14 protein-coding genes are annotated in these 17,998 nt (G+C 54.4%); 11 read left to right on the top strand and 3 right to left on the bottom strand.

Annotation, left to right across the window (positions count from 1 at the left end; genetic code table 11):
• Positions 1-302 precede the first annotated feature (302 nt).
• A complete protein-coding gene (gene ppsA / locus HMPREF9098_RS10430) occupies positions 303-2,699 on the top strand; it encodes a phosphoenolpyruvate synthase (RefSeq protein ID WP_003784622.1) in 2,397 nt (798 codons plus the stop codon).
• A gap of 140 nt (positions 2,700-2,839) precedes the next feature.
• On the opposite strand, the gene purN is transcribed toward ppsA, so the two are convergent.
• Genes purN through HMPREF9098_RS10415 form a run of 3 tightly spaced genes read right to left on the bottom strand, consistent with a single transcriptional unit; the run spans position 2,840 to position 5,278 of the window.
• A complete protein-coding gene (purN, locus tag HMPREF9098_RS10425) occupies positions 2,840-3,466 on the bottom strand; it encodes a phosphoribosylglycinamide formyltransferase (protein WP_003784621.1) in 627 nt (208 codons plus the stop codon).
• A 31-nt stretch (positions 3,467-3,497) separates the two neighbouring features.
• A complete protein-coding gene (gene hpnC / locus HMPREF9098_RS10420) occupies positions 3,498-4,316 on the bottom strand; it encodes a squalene synthase HpnC (RefSeq protein WP_003784619.1) in 819 nt (272 codons plus the stop codon).
• Positions 4,313-5,278 (bottom strand): YheT family hydrolase, encoded by a 966-nt coding sequence (locus HMPREF9098_RS10415; RefSeq protein ID WP_003784617.1) that lies wholly within the window; start codon positions 5,276-5,278, stop codon positions 4,313-4,315. Before HMPREF9098_RS10415 ends, hpnC begins: the two co-directional genes overlap by 4 nt.
• A 244-nt stretch (positions 5,279-5,522) precedes the next feature.
• On the opposite strand from HMPREF9098_RS10415, the gene gdhA reads away from it, so the two are divergent.
• The 10 genes from gdhA to greA all read left to right on the top strand — a co-directional run bounded on the left by gdhA (position 5,523) and on the right by greA (position 17,911).
• The gene (gene gdhA / locus HMPREF9098_RS10410) at positions 5,523-6,860 is read left to right on the top strand and encodes an NADP-specific glutamate dehydrogenase (RefSeq protein ID WP_003784615.1); all 1,338 of its coding nucleotides are present in this window, start codon (positions 5,523-5,525) and stop codon (positions 6,858-6,860) included.
• Positions 6,861-7,080: 220 nt separating this feature from the next.
• Positions 7,081-9,357 carry a NosR/NirI family protein gene (locus tag HMPREF9098_RS10405; RefSeq protein ID WP_172460033.1) on the top strand — a complete coding sequence of 759 codons (2,277 nt, stop codon included), beginning with the start codon at positions 7,081-7,083 and terminating at the stop codon, positions 9,355-9,357.
• Positions 9,358-9,481: 124 nt separating this feature from the next.
• Positions 9,482-11,578, top strand: coding sequence for a TAT-dependent nitrous-oxide reductase (gene nosZ, locus HMPREF9098_RS10400; RefSeq protein WP_003784611.1), 2,097 nt, complete (start codon positions 9,482-9,484; stop codon positions 11,576-11,578).
• Between the two features lie 218 nt (positions 11,579-11,796).
• The gene (locus HMPREF9098_RS10395; RefSeq protein ID WP_003784606.1) at positions 11,797-13,098 is read left to right on the top strand and encodes a nitrous oxide reductase family maturation protein NosD; all 1,302 of its coding nucleotides are present in this window, start codon (positions 11,797-11,799) and stop codon (positions 13,096-13,098) included.
• Entirely contained in the window at positions 13,095-13,988 is an 894-nt protein-coding gene (locus HMPREF9098_RS10390) for an ABC transporter ATP-binding protein (RefSeq protein WP_003784604.1), read from the top strand. Before HMPREF9098_RS10395 ends, HMPREF9098_RS10390 begins: the two co-directional genes overlap by 4 nt.
• A gap of 87 nt (positions 13,989-14,075) precedes the next feature.
• Positions 14,076-14,906: an ABC transporter permease gene (locus HMPREF9098_RS10385; RefSeq protein WP_003784602.1), complete on the top strand. Its 831-nt coding sequence runs from the start codon at positions 14,076-14,078 to the stop codon at positions 14,904-14,906.
• A gap of 39 nt (positions 14,907-14,945) precedes the next feature.
• Complete coding sequence (locus HMPREF9098_RS10380) at positions 14,946-15,428, top strand: nitrous oxide reductase accessory protein NosL (RefSeq protein WP_040564967.1); 483 nt, start codon at positions 14,946-14,948, stop codon at positions 15,426-15,428.
• A 249-nt stretch (positions 15,429-15,677) separates the two neighbouring features.
• Positions 15,678-16,754 carry an AI-2E family transporter gene (locus tag HMPREF9098_RS10375; RefSeq protein WP_003784598.1) on the top strand — a complete coding sequence of 359 codons (1,077 nt, stop codon included), beginning with the start codon at positions 15,678-15,680 and terminating at the stop codon, positions 16,752-16,754.
• Between the two features lie 92 nt (positions 16,755-16,846).
• A complete protein-coding gene (locus HMPREF9098_RS10370) occupies positions 16,847-17,302 on the top strand; it encodes a lipoprotein (RefSeq protein WP_003784595.1) in 456 nt (151 codons plus the stop codon).
• A 132-nt stretch (positions 17,303-17,434) separates the two neighbouring features.
• Positions 17,435-17,911: a transcription elongation factor GreA gene (gene greA, locus HMPREF9098_RS10365; RefSeq protein ID WP_003784592.1), complete on the top strand. Its 477-nt coding sequence runs from the start codon at positions 17,435-17,437 to the stop codon at positions 17,909-17,911.
• The last annotated feature ends 87 nt before the right edge of the window (positions 17,912-17,998 follow it).

The raw sequence follows: 17,998 nt of genomic DNA, 5'->3' as shown, positions 1-17,998 counted from the left end.
ACAATATTTTTTACACATTATTCAGGCAAATTCCTGTTGATTTAAACGCAAAAACACATAAAATATGCCGGCTTTCCCATTTTCAAGACGATTGCAGCCTGCCAAAATCGTTAAAATCAGATAAGAAACACATTAAAATTTCACAAGATTACATGGTAAAAGTGCAGGCTGCCTGCGTGTTTCCACGCATAAAACACATGACACGGCTGCCGACAAACGTTAAAATAGATTAACGCAAGGTTACCCAACCGCATATTTAAAGCATTTTCTTCATTTCCCACTCTCTTTAAGGACGTAATCACATGTCTCAAAACGTTATTTGGTTTGAAAATCTACGCATGACCGATGTGGAAAGCGTAGGGGGTAAAAACGCTTCTTTGGGCGAGATGATTTCCCAGCTGACCGAAAAAGGCGTGCGTGTACCGACCGGTTTCGCCACCACCGCCGAAGCCTACCGCACCTTTCTGGCGCACAACGGCTTGAGCGACCGCATTTCCCAGGCATTGGCCGCTTTGGACGTTAATGACGTTACCGAGCTTGCACGGGTGGGCAAGGAAATCCGCCAATGGATTTTGGAGACTCCGTTCCCCGCCGAATTGGATGCCGACATTGAAACGGCGTGGAACAAAATGGTGGCCGATGCAGGCAGCGACCAAATTTCAGTGGCCGTGCGCTCTTCGGCAACGGCAGAAGACCTGCCCGATGCGTCTTTTGCCGGGCAACAGGAAACCTTCCTGAACATCAATGGCTTGGAGAATGTGAAAGAAGCCATGCGCCATGTATTCGCTTCGCTATACAACGACCGCGCCATTTCCTATCGTGTGCATAAAGGCTTTGCGCACGATATTGTTGCGTTGTCGGCAGGCGTTCAGCGTATGGTGCGTTCCGACAGCGGCGCGGCCGGCGTGATGTTCTCCATCGACACCGAAAGCGGCTTTGAAGATGTTGTGTTCGTCACCGCTTCTTACGGCTTGGGCGAAACCGTCGTGCAGGGCGCGGTCAATCCAGACGAATTTTATGTACACAAACCTACCCTGCGCGCCGGCAAACCCGCCATTTTGCGCAAAACCATGGGTTCCAAACTCATCAAAATGACGTTTACCGACAGCGCGCAAGCCGGAAAATCGGTGCAGGTGGTGGATGTCCCCGAACAAGAACGCAAGCAGTTCTCCATTTCCAATGAAGAAATTACCGAATTGGCGAAATACGCGCTGATTATCGAAGAACACTACGGCCGCCCGATGGACATCGAATGGGGCCGCGACGGCTTGGACGGCAAGCTGTATATTTTGCAGGCACGCCCCGAAACCGTGAAATCGCAGGAAAAAGAACAAGGAAGCAGCCTGCGCCGCTACACCATTTCCGGCAACAAAACCGTATTGTGCGAAGGCCGCGCCATCGGCCAGAAAGTCGGCCAAGGCCGCGTGCGCCTGGTGAAAGACGCTTCGCAAATGGATATCGTGCAGCCCGGCGACGTGCTGGTTACCGACATGACCGACCCGGATTGGGAACCCGTGATGAAACGCGCGGCAGCCATTGTGACCAACCGCGGCGGACGCACCTGCCACGCGGCGATTATTGCGCGCGAATTAGGCATTCCCGCCGTTGTAGGCTGCGGCAACGCTTCCCAAGTGCTGCAAGAAGGACAGGAAGTGACCGTGTCATGCGCCGAGGGCGATACCGGCCTGATTTACCAAGGCCTGCTCAATGTATCGGTGGATGAAGTGGCGTTGGACAACATGCCCAAATCGCCCGTGAAAATCATGATGAACGTGGGCAACCCCGAATTGGCGTTCTCGTTCACCAATATCCCAAGCGAAGGCATCGGCTTGGCGCGCATGGAATTCATCATCAACCGCCAAATCGGCATCCACCCGAAAGCGTTGATTGAATTCGACAAACTGGACAGCGATTTGCAGGACGAAATCCGCGAACGTATTGCCGGTTATCCGTCTCCGACCGATTTTTATGTGGACAAAATCGCCGAGGGCGTGGCCACATTGGCCGCTTCGGTTTATCCGCGCAAAGCCATCGTGCGCATGTCCGATTTCAAATCCAACGAATACGCCGGCCTGGTGGGCGGCAACCTGTACGAACCGCACGAAGAGAACCCGATGCTGGGCTTCCGCGGCGCGGCGCGTTATGTGTCCGACGATTTCAAAGATGCGTTTGCACTGGAATGCAAAGCCTTGAAATATGTGCGCGACACCATGGGGCTGACCAATGTGGAAATCATGATTCCGTTTGTGCGTACGCTGGGCGAGGCGGAACAAGTCATCCGCATCCTGAAAGAAAACGGTTTGGAGCGCGGCAAAAACGGTTTGCGCCTGATTATGATGTGCGAAGTGCCGAGCAACGCGCTTTTGGCCGAGCAGTTCCTGAAATATTTTGACGGCTTCTCCATCGGCTCAAACGATATGACGCAGCTGACGCTGGGCGTGGACCGCGACAGCGGCGGCTCGATTGCCGGCACGTTCGACGAGCGCAATCCTGCCGTGAAAGTGATGCTGCACCTGGCCATTTCCGCCTGCCGCAAGCAAAACAAATATGTCGGCATTTGTGGCCAAGGCCCGTCCGACCACCCCGATTTTGCCAAATGGCTGACCGAAGAAGGCATTGAAACGATTTCGCTCAATCCCGACACCGTGGTGGAAACTTGGCTGTATCTGGCCAAAGAACTGGGCGAGGCAAAGGCATAAAAGCAGCCTGCACCTGATTAACCATCGTTTTTTTAACAACCGCATTTGCTGACAACGGCAAATGCGGTTTTTTTCGGGCAATGAAAAAGCAGCCTGCACATTCTTTTTCAAAGTACAGGCTGCTTTTTACCCAATCGGGGCTACGCCAAAACCCGTTGCGACTCATCCGCCGCTGCCGTTTTCACCACACGCTTGCCCTCAATGTGCAGGCTGCCTGACACAAAATCGGCCACCGCCTGCGGGAACAGCACATGTTCCACCGACAACACGCGCGCCGCCAGCGCCTCCTCCGTATCGCCGTCCAGAATCGGCACCACGCCCTGCGCAATGATTGGGCCGTTGTCCAGCTCCGCCGTCACAAAATGAATGGTGCAGCCTGCCACGCGGCAGCCTTCCTCAATCGCCCGCCGATGCGTGTGCAGGCCGGTAAACGCCGGCAGCAGCGACGGATGAATATTGATGCAGCGCCCTTCGTAATGCGCGCAGAATTCGGGCGTTAAAATCCGCATGAAGCCGGCCAGCACCACCAAATCGGGGGCAAATCCGTCAATCAGGCGCATCATTTCGCGGTCGAACGCGGCACGGTCGGCAAAATCTTTGTGGTTCAACGCCGCCGTGGCAATGCCGCGCTCCACCGCCCACGCCAAACCGGCCGCATCGGGATTGTTCGACAACACGGCGGCAATCCGCGCATTCGGAATCTCCGCGTTCACAATCGACTGCATATTGCTGCCGCGCCCTGAAATCAAAATCACCACATTTTTCATGATTCATTTCCTATTCAACTGAAATTTCTGCTTATTTTTTCTGCCATGCGCGTTTGAGCATGAGCCAGTAGTCCTTCCACACCAGCACGGGGCGTTTTTGGAAAACATCGTATTGGTTTTCCGCCAGTTTCTGCAAAATCCGGTCGCCGCCCAAAATAATCAGGCGCAATTCGAATCCCAGCCGGCCTTTCAAACGTTTGCCCAGCGGCGCGCCGGCATACAGCATTTTGCGCGCCCTGCCGCATTCGTAGGCCAGCAGTTTCCGCAGCGCGGGGGTCATGCAGCCTGCAGCCAAATCGTCTTCGGTCACGCCGAATTTCGCCATATCATCCTGCGGCAGGTAAACGCGGTTTTTCTGCCAATCCACCGCCACGTCCTGCCAAAAATTGATAAGCTGCAAGGCGGTGCAGATGCCGTCGCTCTGCCCGACGGACTGCGGGTCGGTCTGCCCGTACAAATACAGGATAATCCGCCCGATAGGATTGGCGGAACGGCGCGAATAATCCACCAGTTCGCCGAAATGCTGGTAGCGCGTTTTGTGCGTGTCCTGCTCAAAGGCGGAGAGCAAATCGTAAAATGGCTGCAACGGCAGGGAGAACGGTGCCACCGCTTCGGCCTGCAAACGCTGCATCAATGCGGTTTCCGGCGTTTGCTCCGCACCTATTTTGTCCAATTCGCGCGCCAGAAAGTGCAGGCTGCTTTTCCGCTCTTCGGGCGTGGCATCGCCTTCGTCCGCCAAATCGTCCGCATAACGCGCAAAGGCATACACGGCGTGAATCGGGCGGCGCAGCCTGCGCGGCAGCACAATCGAGCCGACTGGGAAATTTTCATAATGGTTCGGTGCGCTCATGGGGCAGACTCCGTTTGCCGTCGGGCAATTTGTTCGTCGAAAAACGCCAGCACGGTTTGCGGCAGCCATTGCAGATGTCCGCGCCCTTCGCCGGATACGAACGCGCAATGCCCGCCCTGCTCCGGTTGCAGAAGATAAACCTGCGGCGACACGTCGCGTTCGGTGGGCAGGTATTGCGGCGGCAGAAACGGATCGTTTTTGGCATTGAGCAGCAAGGTCGGCACTTCGATTTTGGACAGCCACGGCCAGGCTGATGCTTGCGTGTAATAGTCGTATTTATCGGTAAATCCGTGCATCGGCGCGGTGTAGGCATTGTCGAATGCGCCCAGGCTGCGGATTTTTTTGTCGGACTTCGGCACTTTGGTGAGCAAAGTGTGCAGGAAATACGGCGTATACAGCAAATACGGCAAACCGTGCTGCAATGCTTCTCCCGCCGCATTCAGGTTCACGGGCGCGGAAACGGCGGCCGCCGCTTTGGGCAATGCGGCTTTGCCCTGCTCGCCCAAATATTTGGCCAACACGTTGCCGCCCAGCGACCAGCCGACCACATACAATTCGCGATACCGCTGCGCCAACAGGTTGAGCATATGCGCCACTTCGCGCGTGTCGCCGCTGTGGTACATCCGCTTGGACGGCACGCCGCCGCACGAACGGAAATGCGCCACCACGCCGTTCCAGCCGCGTTGCCGTATGGCATACATCATTTCCACTGCGTAATGGCTGCGGCTGCTGCCTTCCAAACCATGCAGCAGTACCACGCAGGGCGCGTCTTGATGCGGCGAATCGATAAAATCGTATGCCGCCTTATCTTCGCCGTAGCTGTCGGGCAAAAGTTCGCGGCGGTAATTCAGGTCGGAACGCTGCAGCATTTTGCCGTACAGCGTTTGCGCGTTGCCGCCCCGCAGCCATGCGGGCGGTTGCAACGGGGGGATTTTGTTGAGAAATTGGGCACGGTGCGGCATCTTGTTTCCTATCGTCCGACAAATGTGAACGCGTAAGTATAAAACATTCAAAAGCAGCCTGCACATGGCCAAATTTTTTTTTGCCAATGGCTAGCGTGTCGATGTGCTTGTTGTTACACTACATCCGTCGCTCGAACACGGTAGTGTGATTACCTTCACCGGCATAACGCCATCACATGCTCGGGCGGCACGCTCACAACCAACTGCAGGCTGCCTGCATCCCCTCACTCCTACGGAGATTATCATGAATAATTTAGATCAATTATTTCAAACCATTAAGCAACGCGACCCCAACCAACCGGAATTCCACCAAGCCGTCGAAGAAGTCTTCGGCAGCCTGCAGCCCTTTTTGGCGAAGAATCCGAAATACATGCAGCAAAGCCTGCTGGAACGCCTTGTAGAACCCGAACGCGTCGTTATGTTCCGCGTTTCCTGGGTGGACGACAAAGGCCAAGTGCAGGTGAACCGCGGCTACCGCGTGCAAATGAACTCCGCCATCGGCCCATATAAAGGCGGCCTGCGCTTCCACCCCACCGTGAACTTGGGCGTTTTGAAATTCCTGGCTTTCGAGCAAGTATTTAAAAACGGCCTGACCACCCTGCCCATGGGCGGCGGCAAAGGCGGCTCCGACTTCGACCCCAAAGGCAAATCGGATGCCGAAGTGATGCGCTTCTGCCAAGCCTTTATGAGCGAGCTTTACCGCCACATCGGCGCGGATACCGACGTACCTGCCGGCGATATCGGCGTGGGCGGCCGCGAAATCGGCTTCCTGTTCGGCCAATACAAAAAACTCTCCAACGAATTCACATCCGTCCTCACCGGCAAAGGCCTGACCTACGGCGGTAGCCTCATCCGTCCGGAAGCCACGGGCTATGGCACGGTTTATTTTGCCGACCACATGCTCAAAACCAAAGGCGACAGCATGGCGCACAAACGCGTTACCATTTCCGGCAGCGGCAACGTGGCGCAATATGCTGCCGAAAAAGCCATCCAACTGGGCGCGCAAGTGCTGACCGTGTCCGATTCCAACGGCTTCGTCAAATTCCCCGACAGCGGCATGACCGAAGCGCAGCTGGCCGCCCTGATCGAGCTGAAAGAAGTGCGCCGCGAACGCATTTCCGTGTACGCCAAAGAACAAGGCCTGGAATACTTTGAAGGCAAACGTCCTTGGGGTGTGGCCTGCGATGTCGCCCTGCCCTGCGCCACACAAAACGAACTGGACGAAAACGATGCGAAAACCCTGTTGGCCAACGGTGTGAAATGCGTTGCCGAAGGTGCGAACATGCCGTCCACCCTGGGCGCGGTGGAAGCATTCATCAACGCGAAAATCCTGTATGCGCCGGGCAAAGCGTCCAATGCGGGCGGCGTGGCCACTTCCGGCTTGGAAATGAGCCAGAACCACATGCATCTGTCTTGGACCCGCGAAGAAGTGGATGCGCGCCTGTTCGACATCATGCAGAACATTCACGAAAACTGCGTGGAAAACGGCACGGAAAACGGCTATACCAACTACGTCAACGGTGCCAATATCGCCGGCTTCAAAAAAGTGGCCGAAGCCATGCTGGCGCAAGGTGTCGTATAACACCTGACAAAGCCTGAAAAGCAGCCTGCACTTTAAATTTCATCGTTTAAAAAAGTGCAGGCTGCTTTGTTTGCTTTATTAAAATATGTAAATATTTTATAATTTAGGCTAGGGTTTCGGATGGGCTCTTGATAAATATCAAACTTAACCGCCCCAAATGTTCTAAAATATATTCCGTTTCAGTATTTGCTTTTTAGGATTGTCAATGTACACCCCCATCATGCAACGCTCCATACAGCGTCTTGTTTACGGCTTCGTTCTGCTGTTTGCGCTTCTGGCCTTCCTGCCCGCGCATGCCGAACGTCTGCCCGAACTGATTAACCGCGTCAAACCCGCCGACATCTTCCCGAACGCCACCCGTTTCGGCACGCCAGAAGGCAAACCGATGACGGCGAAAATTTACGAAGGCGACAAAGAAGTCGGCGTAGTGTATATCACCACCGACGTGGTCAATACCCGCGGCTATTCCAGCAAACCGATTGACACGATTGTCGCACTGGACAAAGAAGGCACCATCCGCGGCGCAAAAATGCTGGAACACCACGAACCCATCCTGCTGGTCGGCATCCCCGTGTCTAAAGTCGATACGTTTATTAACGGCTATATCGGCCTGAACCCGACCAAAAATCCGCCCAAAGCAGGCTCCACACCGTCCGAAATCGTGACCGGCGCCACCGTAACCGTGGTGGTGATTGGCGACAGTATCGTCCGTTCCGCACGCGTGATTACCGCCGAACTCAACAAACAGGGCGGAGCAGCTGCCACCACCGCCAATACGGCTGCCCAAACCCGTCCGCACCGCCTGCCGAACATGGACAAGCAAGACATATTGTCATGGGACGACCTGCTGGCACAGGGTGCGGTGCAAAAACTGCATTTGAGCATTGGCGATGCCAACAAAATGCTGGCAGAAAACAATCCCGAAGCCGCACAGCACCCGTTTGCCGGCAATCCGGACGACACATTTATCAACTTATACACCGCCGTGGTTTCCCAACCATCCATCGGTAAAAGCTTATTGGGCGAAAGCGGTTTCGCCGAGTTGCAATCGCGTTTGAAACCCAACCAATCCGCCATTATCGTGGCCGGTGAAGGCGTGTATTCCTGGAAAGGTTCGGGCTATGTGCGCGGCGGTATTTTTGACCGTATCGAAGTGATTCAAAACGACAACGGCTTCCGCTTTACCGACTTGCACCACACCCGCCTGTTGGATTTGCTTGCCAAGGGCGCACCGCATTTCAAAGAGGTTTCGCTATTCGTCACACCGGAAGATTTTTCGTTCGACCCTGCCGAACCTTGGCGCTTGCAGCTGATGGTTCAGCATGAATTGAGCGTACAGAACAAAGCCTTCGTGACCGTTGATTTGAACTACCAAATGCCGCAGTCTTTCACGGTGGACGACCCTAACGGCACACCCGTGGCGATTGATGCGCCAGCACCCGCTTCCGGTGCTGCTGCCGCTGCCGCCGACCCGACAGCCGCCAATGCAGATGTCGGCGCAGCCGAAGATAATCCGCAGCGCATGATTTGGAAACAGTTGTGGCAGGAAAAAATGCCGCACATTATCGCCATCGGCATTATGCTGCTGATTCTGACCGGCGTATTCTTCTTCCAAGACACATTGGTCAAACACGAAAAATTTTACAACCGCTTCCGCTATGTTTATCTGACGGTGACGCTGGTTTATATCGGCTGGTACCTGCACGCGCAATTGTCGGTGGTGAACGTGCTGACCTTGTCATCCGCCATTGTGCAAGGGCCTTTCAGCTGGGATTATTTCCTGATGGATCCGTTCATCTTCACGCTGTGGAGCGCTACGGCCATTGCCATGCTGCTGTGGGGGCGCGGCGCATTCTGCGGCTGGCTCTGCCCATTCGGTTCTTTGCAGGAATTGACCAATGCCATCGCCAAAAAAATCGGCGTGAAACAGATCACCGTCCCATTCGGCATCCATACCCGTTTGACCGCCATCAAATATGTGATTTTCATGGTATTATTCGGCGTTTCGCTGTATGAATTGGGCTTTGCCGAAAAACTGGCAGAAGTCGAGCCGTTTAAAACCGCGATTATCCTGCACTTTGTCCGCGAATGGTGGTTTGTGCTGTTTGCCGTATCGCTGCTGGTGGCCGGCCTGTTCATCGAACGCTTTTTCTGTCGCTACCTGTGCCCACTGGGCGCGGCTATGGCCATTCCTGCCAAATTGCAGATTTTCAACTGGCTGCGCCGCTATCCGATGTGCGGCAACCCTTGCCAGATTTGTAATCACGAATGCCCTGTGCAGGCGATTGCCCCGGAAGGCGATATCAACCCGAACGAATGTATCCAATGCCTGCACTGCCAAGTGATGTATAATCACGAAACACGCTGCCCACAAGTGGTGGCCACTAACAAGAAAAAAGCAAAACAGGCAGCCGCCAAAGCCGAATTGGACGCACAAAAAGCACAACAACCTGAAGAACAGGTGGTGCATTTCGTGCCTAAATCCAAAACCGAATAAAATAAGCACTATTCCGAGTGCAGGCTGCTTTCGGGCAGACTGAAAAGCAGCCTGCACTTTCGAAATAGGACTATTTTATATTACCCGTGGGTCACCACGTTTCTTCATCGTAAGGAGTTTATCTATGTCAGAAAATAAAATTAGCCGCCGTAGTTTCTTGGGCACGGCTGCCGCTTCCAGCGTTGGCCTGATGGGTCTTGCTGCCTGCTCCGGCGGTGCGCAAGGCGGTAAAGCAGCCTCTGCGGCACACGCAGGCGCTTCTGCTGCGGCAGATGCAGGTGCTTCCGCTGCGGCAAGCAGCCATGAAGTTGCCGGCGGTCTGTCCCCACACGTAGGTCCGGGCGAACTGGACAAATACTATGGCTTCCTTTCAGGCGGCCAATCCGGCGAAATGCGTATTGTCGGCGTGCCTTCCATGCGCGAACTGATGCGCATCCCCGTATTCAACATGGACAGTGCAACAGGTTGGGGTCGCACCAACGAAAGCCGTGCCATCTTGAATGCCCACCTGACCGAGCAAACGCGTGACTTTCTGAAAAAATCCGGTATGCCCTGCATGCCGAACGGCGACTTGCACCACCCGCACATGTCGTTCACAGACGGCACTTACGACGGCCGTTACGTTTACGCCAACGATAAAGCAAACAACCGCGTTTGCCGTATCCGTTGCGACGTGATGAAAGCCGACAAAATCGTAGAAATCCCGAATGCATCCGGTATCCACGGCCTGCGTCCGCAACGTTATCCGAAAACCGGTTACGTATTTGCCAACGGCGAACACATCGTTCCCGTACCTAACAACGGCACCATGCTGGACGACCCTGCCAAAAACTACTGGGCTGTCTACACTGCCATTGACGGCGAAACCATGGAAATCGCATGGCAAGTCATGGTGGACGGCAACTTGGACAACGGCGATGCCGACTACCAAGGCAAATACTCGTTCTCTACCTGCTATAACTCTGAAAAAGGCGTTACCGTTACCGAAGCATCCGCCAACGAGCAAGACTGGTGCGTCGTGTTCAACCTTAAAGCCATTGAAGAAGGCATTAAAGCAGGCGATTTCAAAGAAATCGAGGGCGTGAAAGTATTGGACGGCCGCAAAACCAACGCCGCCAAAAACTACACCCGCTACATCCCCGTGCCTAACTCTCCACACGGCTGTAACGCTTCTCCGGACGGCAACTACATCATGCTGAACGGCAAACTGTCGCCTACCGTAACCGTGTTGGATGTCCGCAAACTGGACGACTTGTTCGCAGGCAAAATCAAAGAGCGCGACGTGGTGGTTGCCGAACCCGAATTGGGTCTGGGCCCTCTCCACACCGCATTCGACGGCCGCGGCAATGCCTACACCACTTTGTTCTTGGACAGCCAAATGGTGAAATGGAACATCCAAAAAGCCATTGATGCCTATGCCAGCCAAAGCAAAACCAGCGATTACATCGTACAAAAACTGGACGTGAGCTACCAACCTGGCCACAACCACACCACTATGGGTGAAACCAAAGAGGCGGACGGCCAATGGCTGGTATCTTTGAACAAGTTCTCCAAAGACCGTTTCTTGAACGTTGGCCCGCTGAAACCGGAATGCGACCAGTTGATCGACATTTCCGGCGAAGAAATGCGTCTGGTACACGACAACCCGACCTTTGCCGAACCACACGATATGATGTTGGTAGCCGCCAGCAAAATCAATCCGAAAAAAGCCTGGGACCGCAAAGATCCATGGATGTGGCAAGGCGCTTTGGACCAAGCCAAAAAAGACGGCATTGAACTGGAAAAAGCAGCCAACGTTATCCGTGAAGGCAACAAAGTGCGCGTGTACATGACCGCAGTTGCCCCTGCGTTCAGCCTGCCTTCTTTCGAAGTGTACGAAGGCGACGAAGTTACCGTTACCGTGACCAACATGGAAACCATCGAAGACTTGACCCACGGCTTTACGCTGGAAGGCCACGGTATCGCCATGGAAATGAGTGCGCAAGCCACTTCTTCCGTAACCTTCACGGCCAACCGTTTGGGCGTGTACTGGTACTACTGCCAATGGTTCTGCCACGCATTGCACATGGAAATGTCCGGCCGCATGATCGTACACAAAAAAGGCGAACCGCTTTTAGGCGACGCAGCCAATAAATCTTCTTCGGCAGCATCCGCAGCTTCTGCCCCGGCAGCGCCTGCGGCTTCGGCAGCAGCGGCATCTTCTGCTTCTGCGGCTAAATAATCCTGCCTAAACAATAGGGTGTGCCGCTCTATTGCACTACTTGTATAGTTCGGTAGAGCGCACACCTTATTTTGATATTTGAAACAAACCCACCGCAGCCTTCCGTATGCACCACTCCAGATAAAGTGCAGGCTGCTTTTTTCCATTGAACGTTTTGTTTGAAATATCAAAATAAAATCCCGCTGCCCAAAAGCAGCCTGCACCGGCCTTCACACATTATGCGTATCCCATCCCTCCCCCTTGCCTTCCTATTTGCCGGCACATTATCCGCACACGCGGCCGTTATCGACGTGCAACCCTCGCAATCCTTGCAGGCAGCCATCGACCAAGCGCAACCGGGCGACACGCTGCGTTTGGCCGCCGGAAAATACAGCGGCAAAATCATCATCAACAAACCCCTCACCATCGAAGGCACGGAACAGCACAGCGCCATTATCGAAGGCGACCGTACCGGCCGCACCGTTTCCGTGTCCGCACCGGACGTTACCTTAAAAAACCTCACCGTCACACGCTCCGGCTTGAGCCTGCCCGATATGGATGCCGGCATTTTTCTGGACAAAGCCGCCGCCCGCGCCAAAATTCTCAACAACCACCTATTGGAAAATTCAGTCGGCGTGTATTTGTGGGGCGCACCCGAAGCCTTGGTGGAAGGCAACACGATTATCGGCGACAAACAACTGCGCGTGAACGAGCGCGGCAACGGCGTTACCGTGTGGAATTCGCTGTATTCCAAAGTCATCCACAACGACATTTCCTACGGCCGCGACGGCATTTTCTCCAATGCCAGCAATTTCAACGTATTCAGCCACAACACCTTTCACCAGTTGCGCTACGGCGTGCATTATATGTACACCAACGACAGCGAAATCAACGACAACGTTGCCTACGGAAACACCATCGGTTACGCCATCATGTTTTCCGAGCGCATCAAAGTGAAAAACAATATTTCATGGAGCAACCTCGAACAAGGCATGATGCTCAACTATGCCAACAATTCCGAAATTGTGGGCAACGCGATTGAAAAATCCGACAAATGCATTTTCATGTACAACGCCAACAATAACCTCTTTACCAACAACTATTTCGGCCAATGCGGCATGGGCATCCATTTCAGTGCGGCAGCCGAAGGCAACAAAATCCGCGAAAACGCCTTTGTCAATAACGAAATCCAAATCAAATTCGTCGGCACGCGGTTTAGCGACTGGGCGGACGGCGGCAAAGGCAACTATTGGAGCGACAACAGCGCGTTCGATTTGGACGGCGACGGCATTGCCGATACCGCCTACAAACCCAACAGCATCACCGACCAAATTTTATGGCGCGCGCCGGCCGCCCGCCTGTTAATGAACAGTCCCGCCGTCAGCATTGTGAAATGGGCGCAGCAGCAGTTCCCGGCCATCATGCCCGGCGGCGTTACCGACAGCAAACCGCTGATGACCATGCCCGATTCCGAAACCGTGCAGAAACTGCGCCAACTGCAAATCAAGCAGCCTGCACCGCAACAAGCGACCCAATCATGAACCCGACACACCTTATTCTGGACAACGTAACCAAACAATTCGGCGAACAAAAAGCCGTCAATCAAGTCAATCTCACTTTGCAGGCCGGAGAATGCGTCGGTTTGGCCGGACACAACGGTGCGGGCAAATCCACCATGATGAAGCTCATCTTGGGGCTGATTCGCCCCAGCGAAGGCAAAATCACCCTGTTCGGCGAAGACATTTCCAACGGGCATTCCGCCCAAATCCGCCGCCAAATGGGTTATCTGCCGGAAACCGTGGCACTGCACCCGTCGCTCACCGGCAAAGAGACCATGGATTTTTACGCCAAACTCAAAGGCACGGATTTGTCGCTGAACCACGCATTGCTGGAGCGCGTGGGCATTGCCCAGGCGGCCAACAAACGTGTGGGCGCGTATTCCAAAGGCATGCGCCAGCGTTTGGCATTGGCGCAGGCATTGTTGGGCAACCCGAAACTGCTGCTGCTGGACGAACCCACCACGGGGCTTGACCCGGCTTCGCGGCAGATGTTTTACCAAATCATCGGCGAACTCAAACAACAGGGCGCAACCGTTTTGCTATGCAGCCACGCATTGGCGGAACTGGACGGGCATGCCGACCGCGTCGTGGTGATGAAAAACGGGCACAAAGTGGCGGACGGCAATATGCACGAACTGCACGTCCAAAGCGGCCTGCCGGTGACGATTGACGTGGTGCTGAACCGCGAAACGCCCCTGCCCGAACGCTGGCAGGCCCTCGAACCGCTCCACTTCCATTGCCGTTGCGATGCCTCCGAAAAGGCCGAACGCCTGCGTGAATTGGGCAGCCTGGACAATATTGCGCAAATCGACATCCACACGCCCACTTTGGACGAAGTGTATGCCGAATTTTTGAAACGGGAAGATATTTGACGCACACGCCGCTGCGTCCCCAAAAGCAGCCTGCACATCAAAAAGCAGCCTGCACCCTTTGAAATCCATCATTCCTTGAGAAACACCATGTCCCCCATTGTCATCATCGCCCAAAAAGAAATCCGCGACAATCTGCGCAACCGCTGGGTGCTGGCCGCCACCGTGTTAATGTTCACACTCGCGCTGGCACTCGGATTCATGGGCAGTGCGCCCACCGGCAGCGTGAAAGTCGATCCGCTCACCGTTACCGTGGTCAGCCTGTCGAGCCTGTCCATTTTCCTGATTCCGCTCATCGCCATGCTGATGGCGTATGATGCGCTGATTGGCGAAATCGAACGCGGCACCATGGCATTGCTGCTGAGCTACCCGCTTTCGCGCTGGCATATTCTGGTCGGCAAATTTCTTGGCCACATCATCATGCTCACGCTCGCCACCGTGGTAGGCTACGGTGCTGCCGGCCTGATTCTGCAATACAATTTCGGCGGGCTGTATTTGGCGGCATGGAAACCCTTTTTCCTTCTGATTGCCGCCAGCATACTGTTGGGCGCGGCGTTTTTGTCGATGGGCTACCTGATTAGCGCCAAAGTGAAAGAACGCGGCACGGCGGCGGGCTTGGCCATCGGCGTGTGGCTGTTTTTCGTCGTGATTTTCGACATGGCGCTGCTGGGCATTCTGGTGGCCGACACCAAACAGAAAATCACCGCCAAAATCTTGGAAAACATCCTGCTGCTCAACCCGACCGACATTTACCGCCTGCTCAACCTGACCGGCTTTGAAAACACCGCCATGTATTCGGGCATGGCCGGCGTGAGCGGGCAAATCGGCCTGAGCAAATCGGCTTTGCTGGCGGCGCAACTGGGCTGGATTGCCATTCCGTTCGCCCTGGCCGCATGGTTGTTCGCCCGCCGCCCCATTTAACCCCCGCCCATAACAATAAAGAAGAGGAAAACACTAATGCTGAACAAACTCATCCCCATCGCCCTGACGGGCCTGCTGCTGGCCGCTTGCGGCGAAACGTCCGATTCCGCCAAACCGCCGCCACCGCCCAAAAATTTCACCGCCGAATCCAAAGGCTATTACTGCACAATGAACCTGACGGAACACGTCGGCGGCAAAGCGCAGATTATTTTGGAAAGCCGGCCGGACGAGCCTGTGTGGTTCTCCACCGTGAATCAGGCTTTCGGTTTCACGCGCCATCCGGGCGAACCGAAAGACATCGCTGCCATTTATGTGACCGATATGGGGCAGCCGAACTCCGACACTGCATGGATTGATGCCAAAACCGCGTATTATGTGATTGAAAGCAAATTTGTCAGCGGCATGAAGACGGTCGATTCCGTGCCCTTCTCCGATTTGGCCAAGGCCGAAGCGTTTGCAAAAGAAAACGGCGGCCGCGTCATCCGCTTTGACGAAATGCCCGACGAATGGATTTACAAATAATCCGCACAGCAAAAAGCAGCCTGCACTTTCCCGTTTACCGTGCAGGCTGCTTTTTCCATAGAAAAAACCGATACTTTTCACTATAATCCCTCCCTTAACCCAATTCCATATTTTATAGTGGATTAAAATAAAAATGAGACAAGGCGGCGAGCCGCAAGGCGTACAAATAGTACGTCAAGGCGAGCCAACGCCGTATCATTGCGATTTTAATTCACTATATTTTAAATACACACACCAAAGGCTTCACCCATGTCGCTTCCACCGCACAAACACCCCTACACGCCATGGATTATCGGCATTGCCGTGATTGGCAGCTTCCTGTTCGCTGTTTACCATTTGAGCGACGTACTCACCCCGTTCATCGTCGCCGCCGTGCTGGCCTACATTCTCAACCCGCTGGTTTGCAAAATCGAAAAACTCGGCATCAACCGTTCGCGCGCGTCCATGTGGGTGATGCTGTTTACTTTTTTCCTGATTGTCGCGCTGCTCTTGGTCATCGTCCCCATGCTGCTGCAACAACTCCACCTCATCATCCAGCGTATCCCCAAACTGGTCGATTATGTGCAGACCCAAGCCCTACCCTGGCTCAACCAGAAATTCGACAAACACATCATATTGGACGAAAACACCATCACCGCATGGCTGCGCGCCAACGCTTCCGTCATTCAGGGCAACCTGCAAAAAACCCTGCCGGCCGTGATGCAGAGCGGCGGCGCATTGGCCAGCGGGCTGAGCAACCTAATCCTGCTGCCGCTGCTGCTGTATTATTTCCTGCTCGACTGGTCGCACTGGGAAGACGGCGTGCGCACCATGATTCCACGACGATACTTGGACGGCTACAACCGCATTGCCGGCAATATGGACACCGTGTTGGGCGAATTTCTGCGCGGCCAACTTATGGTCATGCTGATTATGGGTATGTTATACGGCACCGGCCTGATGCTGACGGGCCTGGACTCGGGCTTCGCCATCGGCATGGTGGCGGGCATTTTGGTCTTCGTCCCCTATTTGGGCGCGTTCACCGGCCTGCTGCTGGCAACGCTCGCCGCCGTGCTGCAATTCAACACATGGGGCGGCCTGCTGGCGGTATGGGGCGTTTTTGCGGTGGGGCAACTGCTGGAAAGTTTCCTCATCACTCCCAAGATTGTCGGCGACCGAATTGGCCTTTCCCCGTTTTGGGTCATCTTCTCGCTGATGGCGTTCGGGCAGCTTTTCGGCTTTGTCGGTATGCTTATCGCCCTACCCTTGGCCGCCATCTGCCTCGTCCTCATTCAGGAAGGCAAAGCATTTTATTTGAACAGCCGTTTTTACCAGCGCGAAGAATAGCCTAAAGCAGCCTGCACTTTCATTTTCCGCAAAAATCCGCTATTATCGCGTAAATTATTAACCAATCTGAACCAATCCTTACAGAGTTTCGCATGAAAAAAATCCATCTTTCCGCCATCATCGCCGCACTCGTTTTGTCCGCCTGTTCAGCGCCCAACCCAGCATCAGGCGTATCCGGCGGCCGCTCGGGCTACACGTTGGCACAGCAGCACTGGTCGGACGTCACCAAAATCCGCGCGGAAGCACGCCGCATCGGTGCGAAAGTGCGCGACGGGCAGATGACCAAAGTGCAGGCTGCCCAGCACCTGAACCGCTTCCGCCTGCGCACCTCCGGCAGCAATATCGTGGACGACAGCGTGTATGAAATCTATCTGCAAGCCATGGTGGACAGCCAACGCGGCACCATCACCGCCGCACAATCCAAAGCCATGATCGAACACGCCCTGCGCGGCTGGCAGCAGCGTTGGCCGCATTTGAACAACAAACCCAACAACCCTGCCTTCACCAACTGGCTGCTGGAATTTATGGGTATGCAGCCATTGCAATAACTTGCTTTTCCTACACAATTTGGTACAATACGTGCCAACACAAACGCTCTCAGCAAGCCGCAAATTTCCTGCGGCTTGCGTTTTTATTAAAAAGCAGCCTGCACCCCCAGCGCAGTTGCACAGGAGAAAACCATGAAAAAAATCCCCTTAACCGTAAACGGTGCAGAACAGCTCAAAGCAGAACTGCAAAAACTCAAAAGCGTTGCACGCCCCGCCATTATCGAGGCCATTGCCGAAGCACGCTCGCACGGCGATTTGTCCGAGAATGCCGAATATGAAGCCGCCAAAGAAAAACAAGGCTTCATTGAAGGCCGCATTGCCGAATTGGAAAACAAGCTCGCCCACGCGCAAATCATCAACCCCAAAGAAATCCACGCGGAAGGCAAAATCGTTTTCGGTGCAACCGTGCAACTGCTGGACTTGGACACCGACGAAAAAGCCCAATACCAAATCGTGGGCGACGACGAAGCCGACATCAAACTCTTCAAAATTTCCGTCAATTCCCCCATCGCCCGCGCCCTCATCGGCAAAGAAGAAGGCGATATTGCCGAAGTGCAGGCACCCAGCGGCTTGCGCGAATACGAAATTTTGAAAGTGGCCTATTTCTAAACCATACGAAAAAGCAGCCTGCACTTTGTTGTTTAAAGTGCAGGCTGCTTTTTTAAATATCGGCAAGTTATTCCAAAGTAATACAGG

The sequence above is a fragment of the Kingella denitrificans ATCC 33394 genome, assembly GCF_000190695.1.
GTDB lineage: Bacteria > Pseudomonadota > Gammaproteobacteria > Burkholderiales > Neisseriaceae > Kingella_A > Kingella_A denitrificans.
Note: the sequence above shows the minus strand (reverse complement) of the source record. Positions and strands in the feature narration are given on the sequence as shown.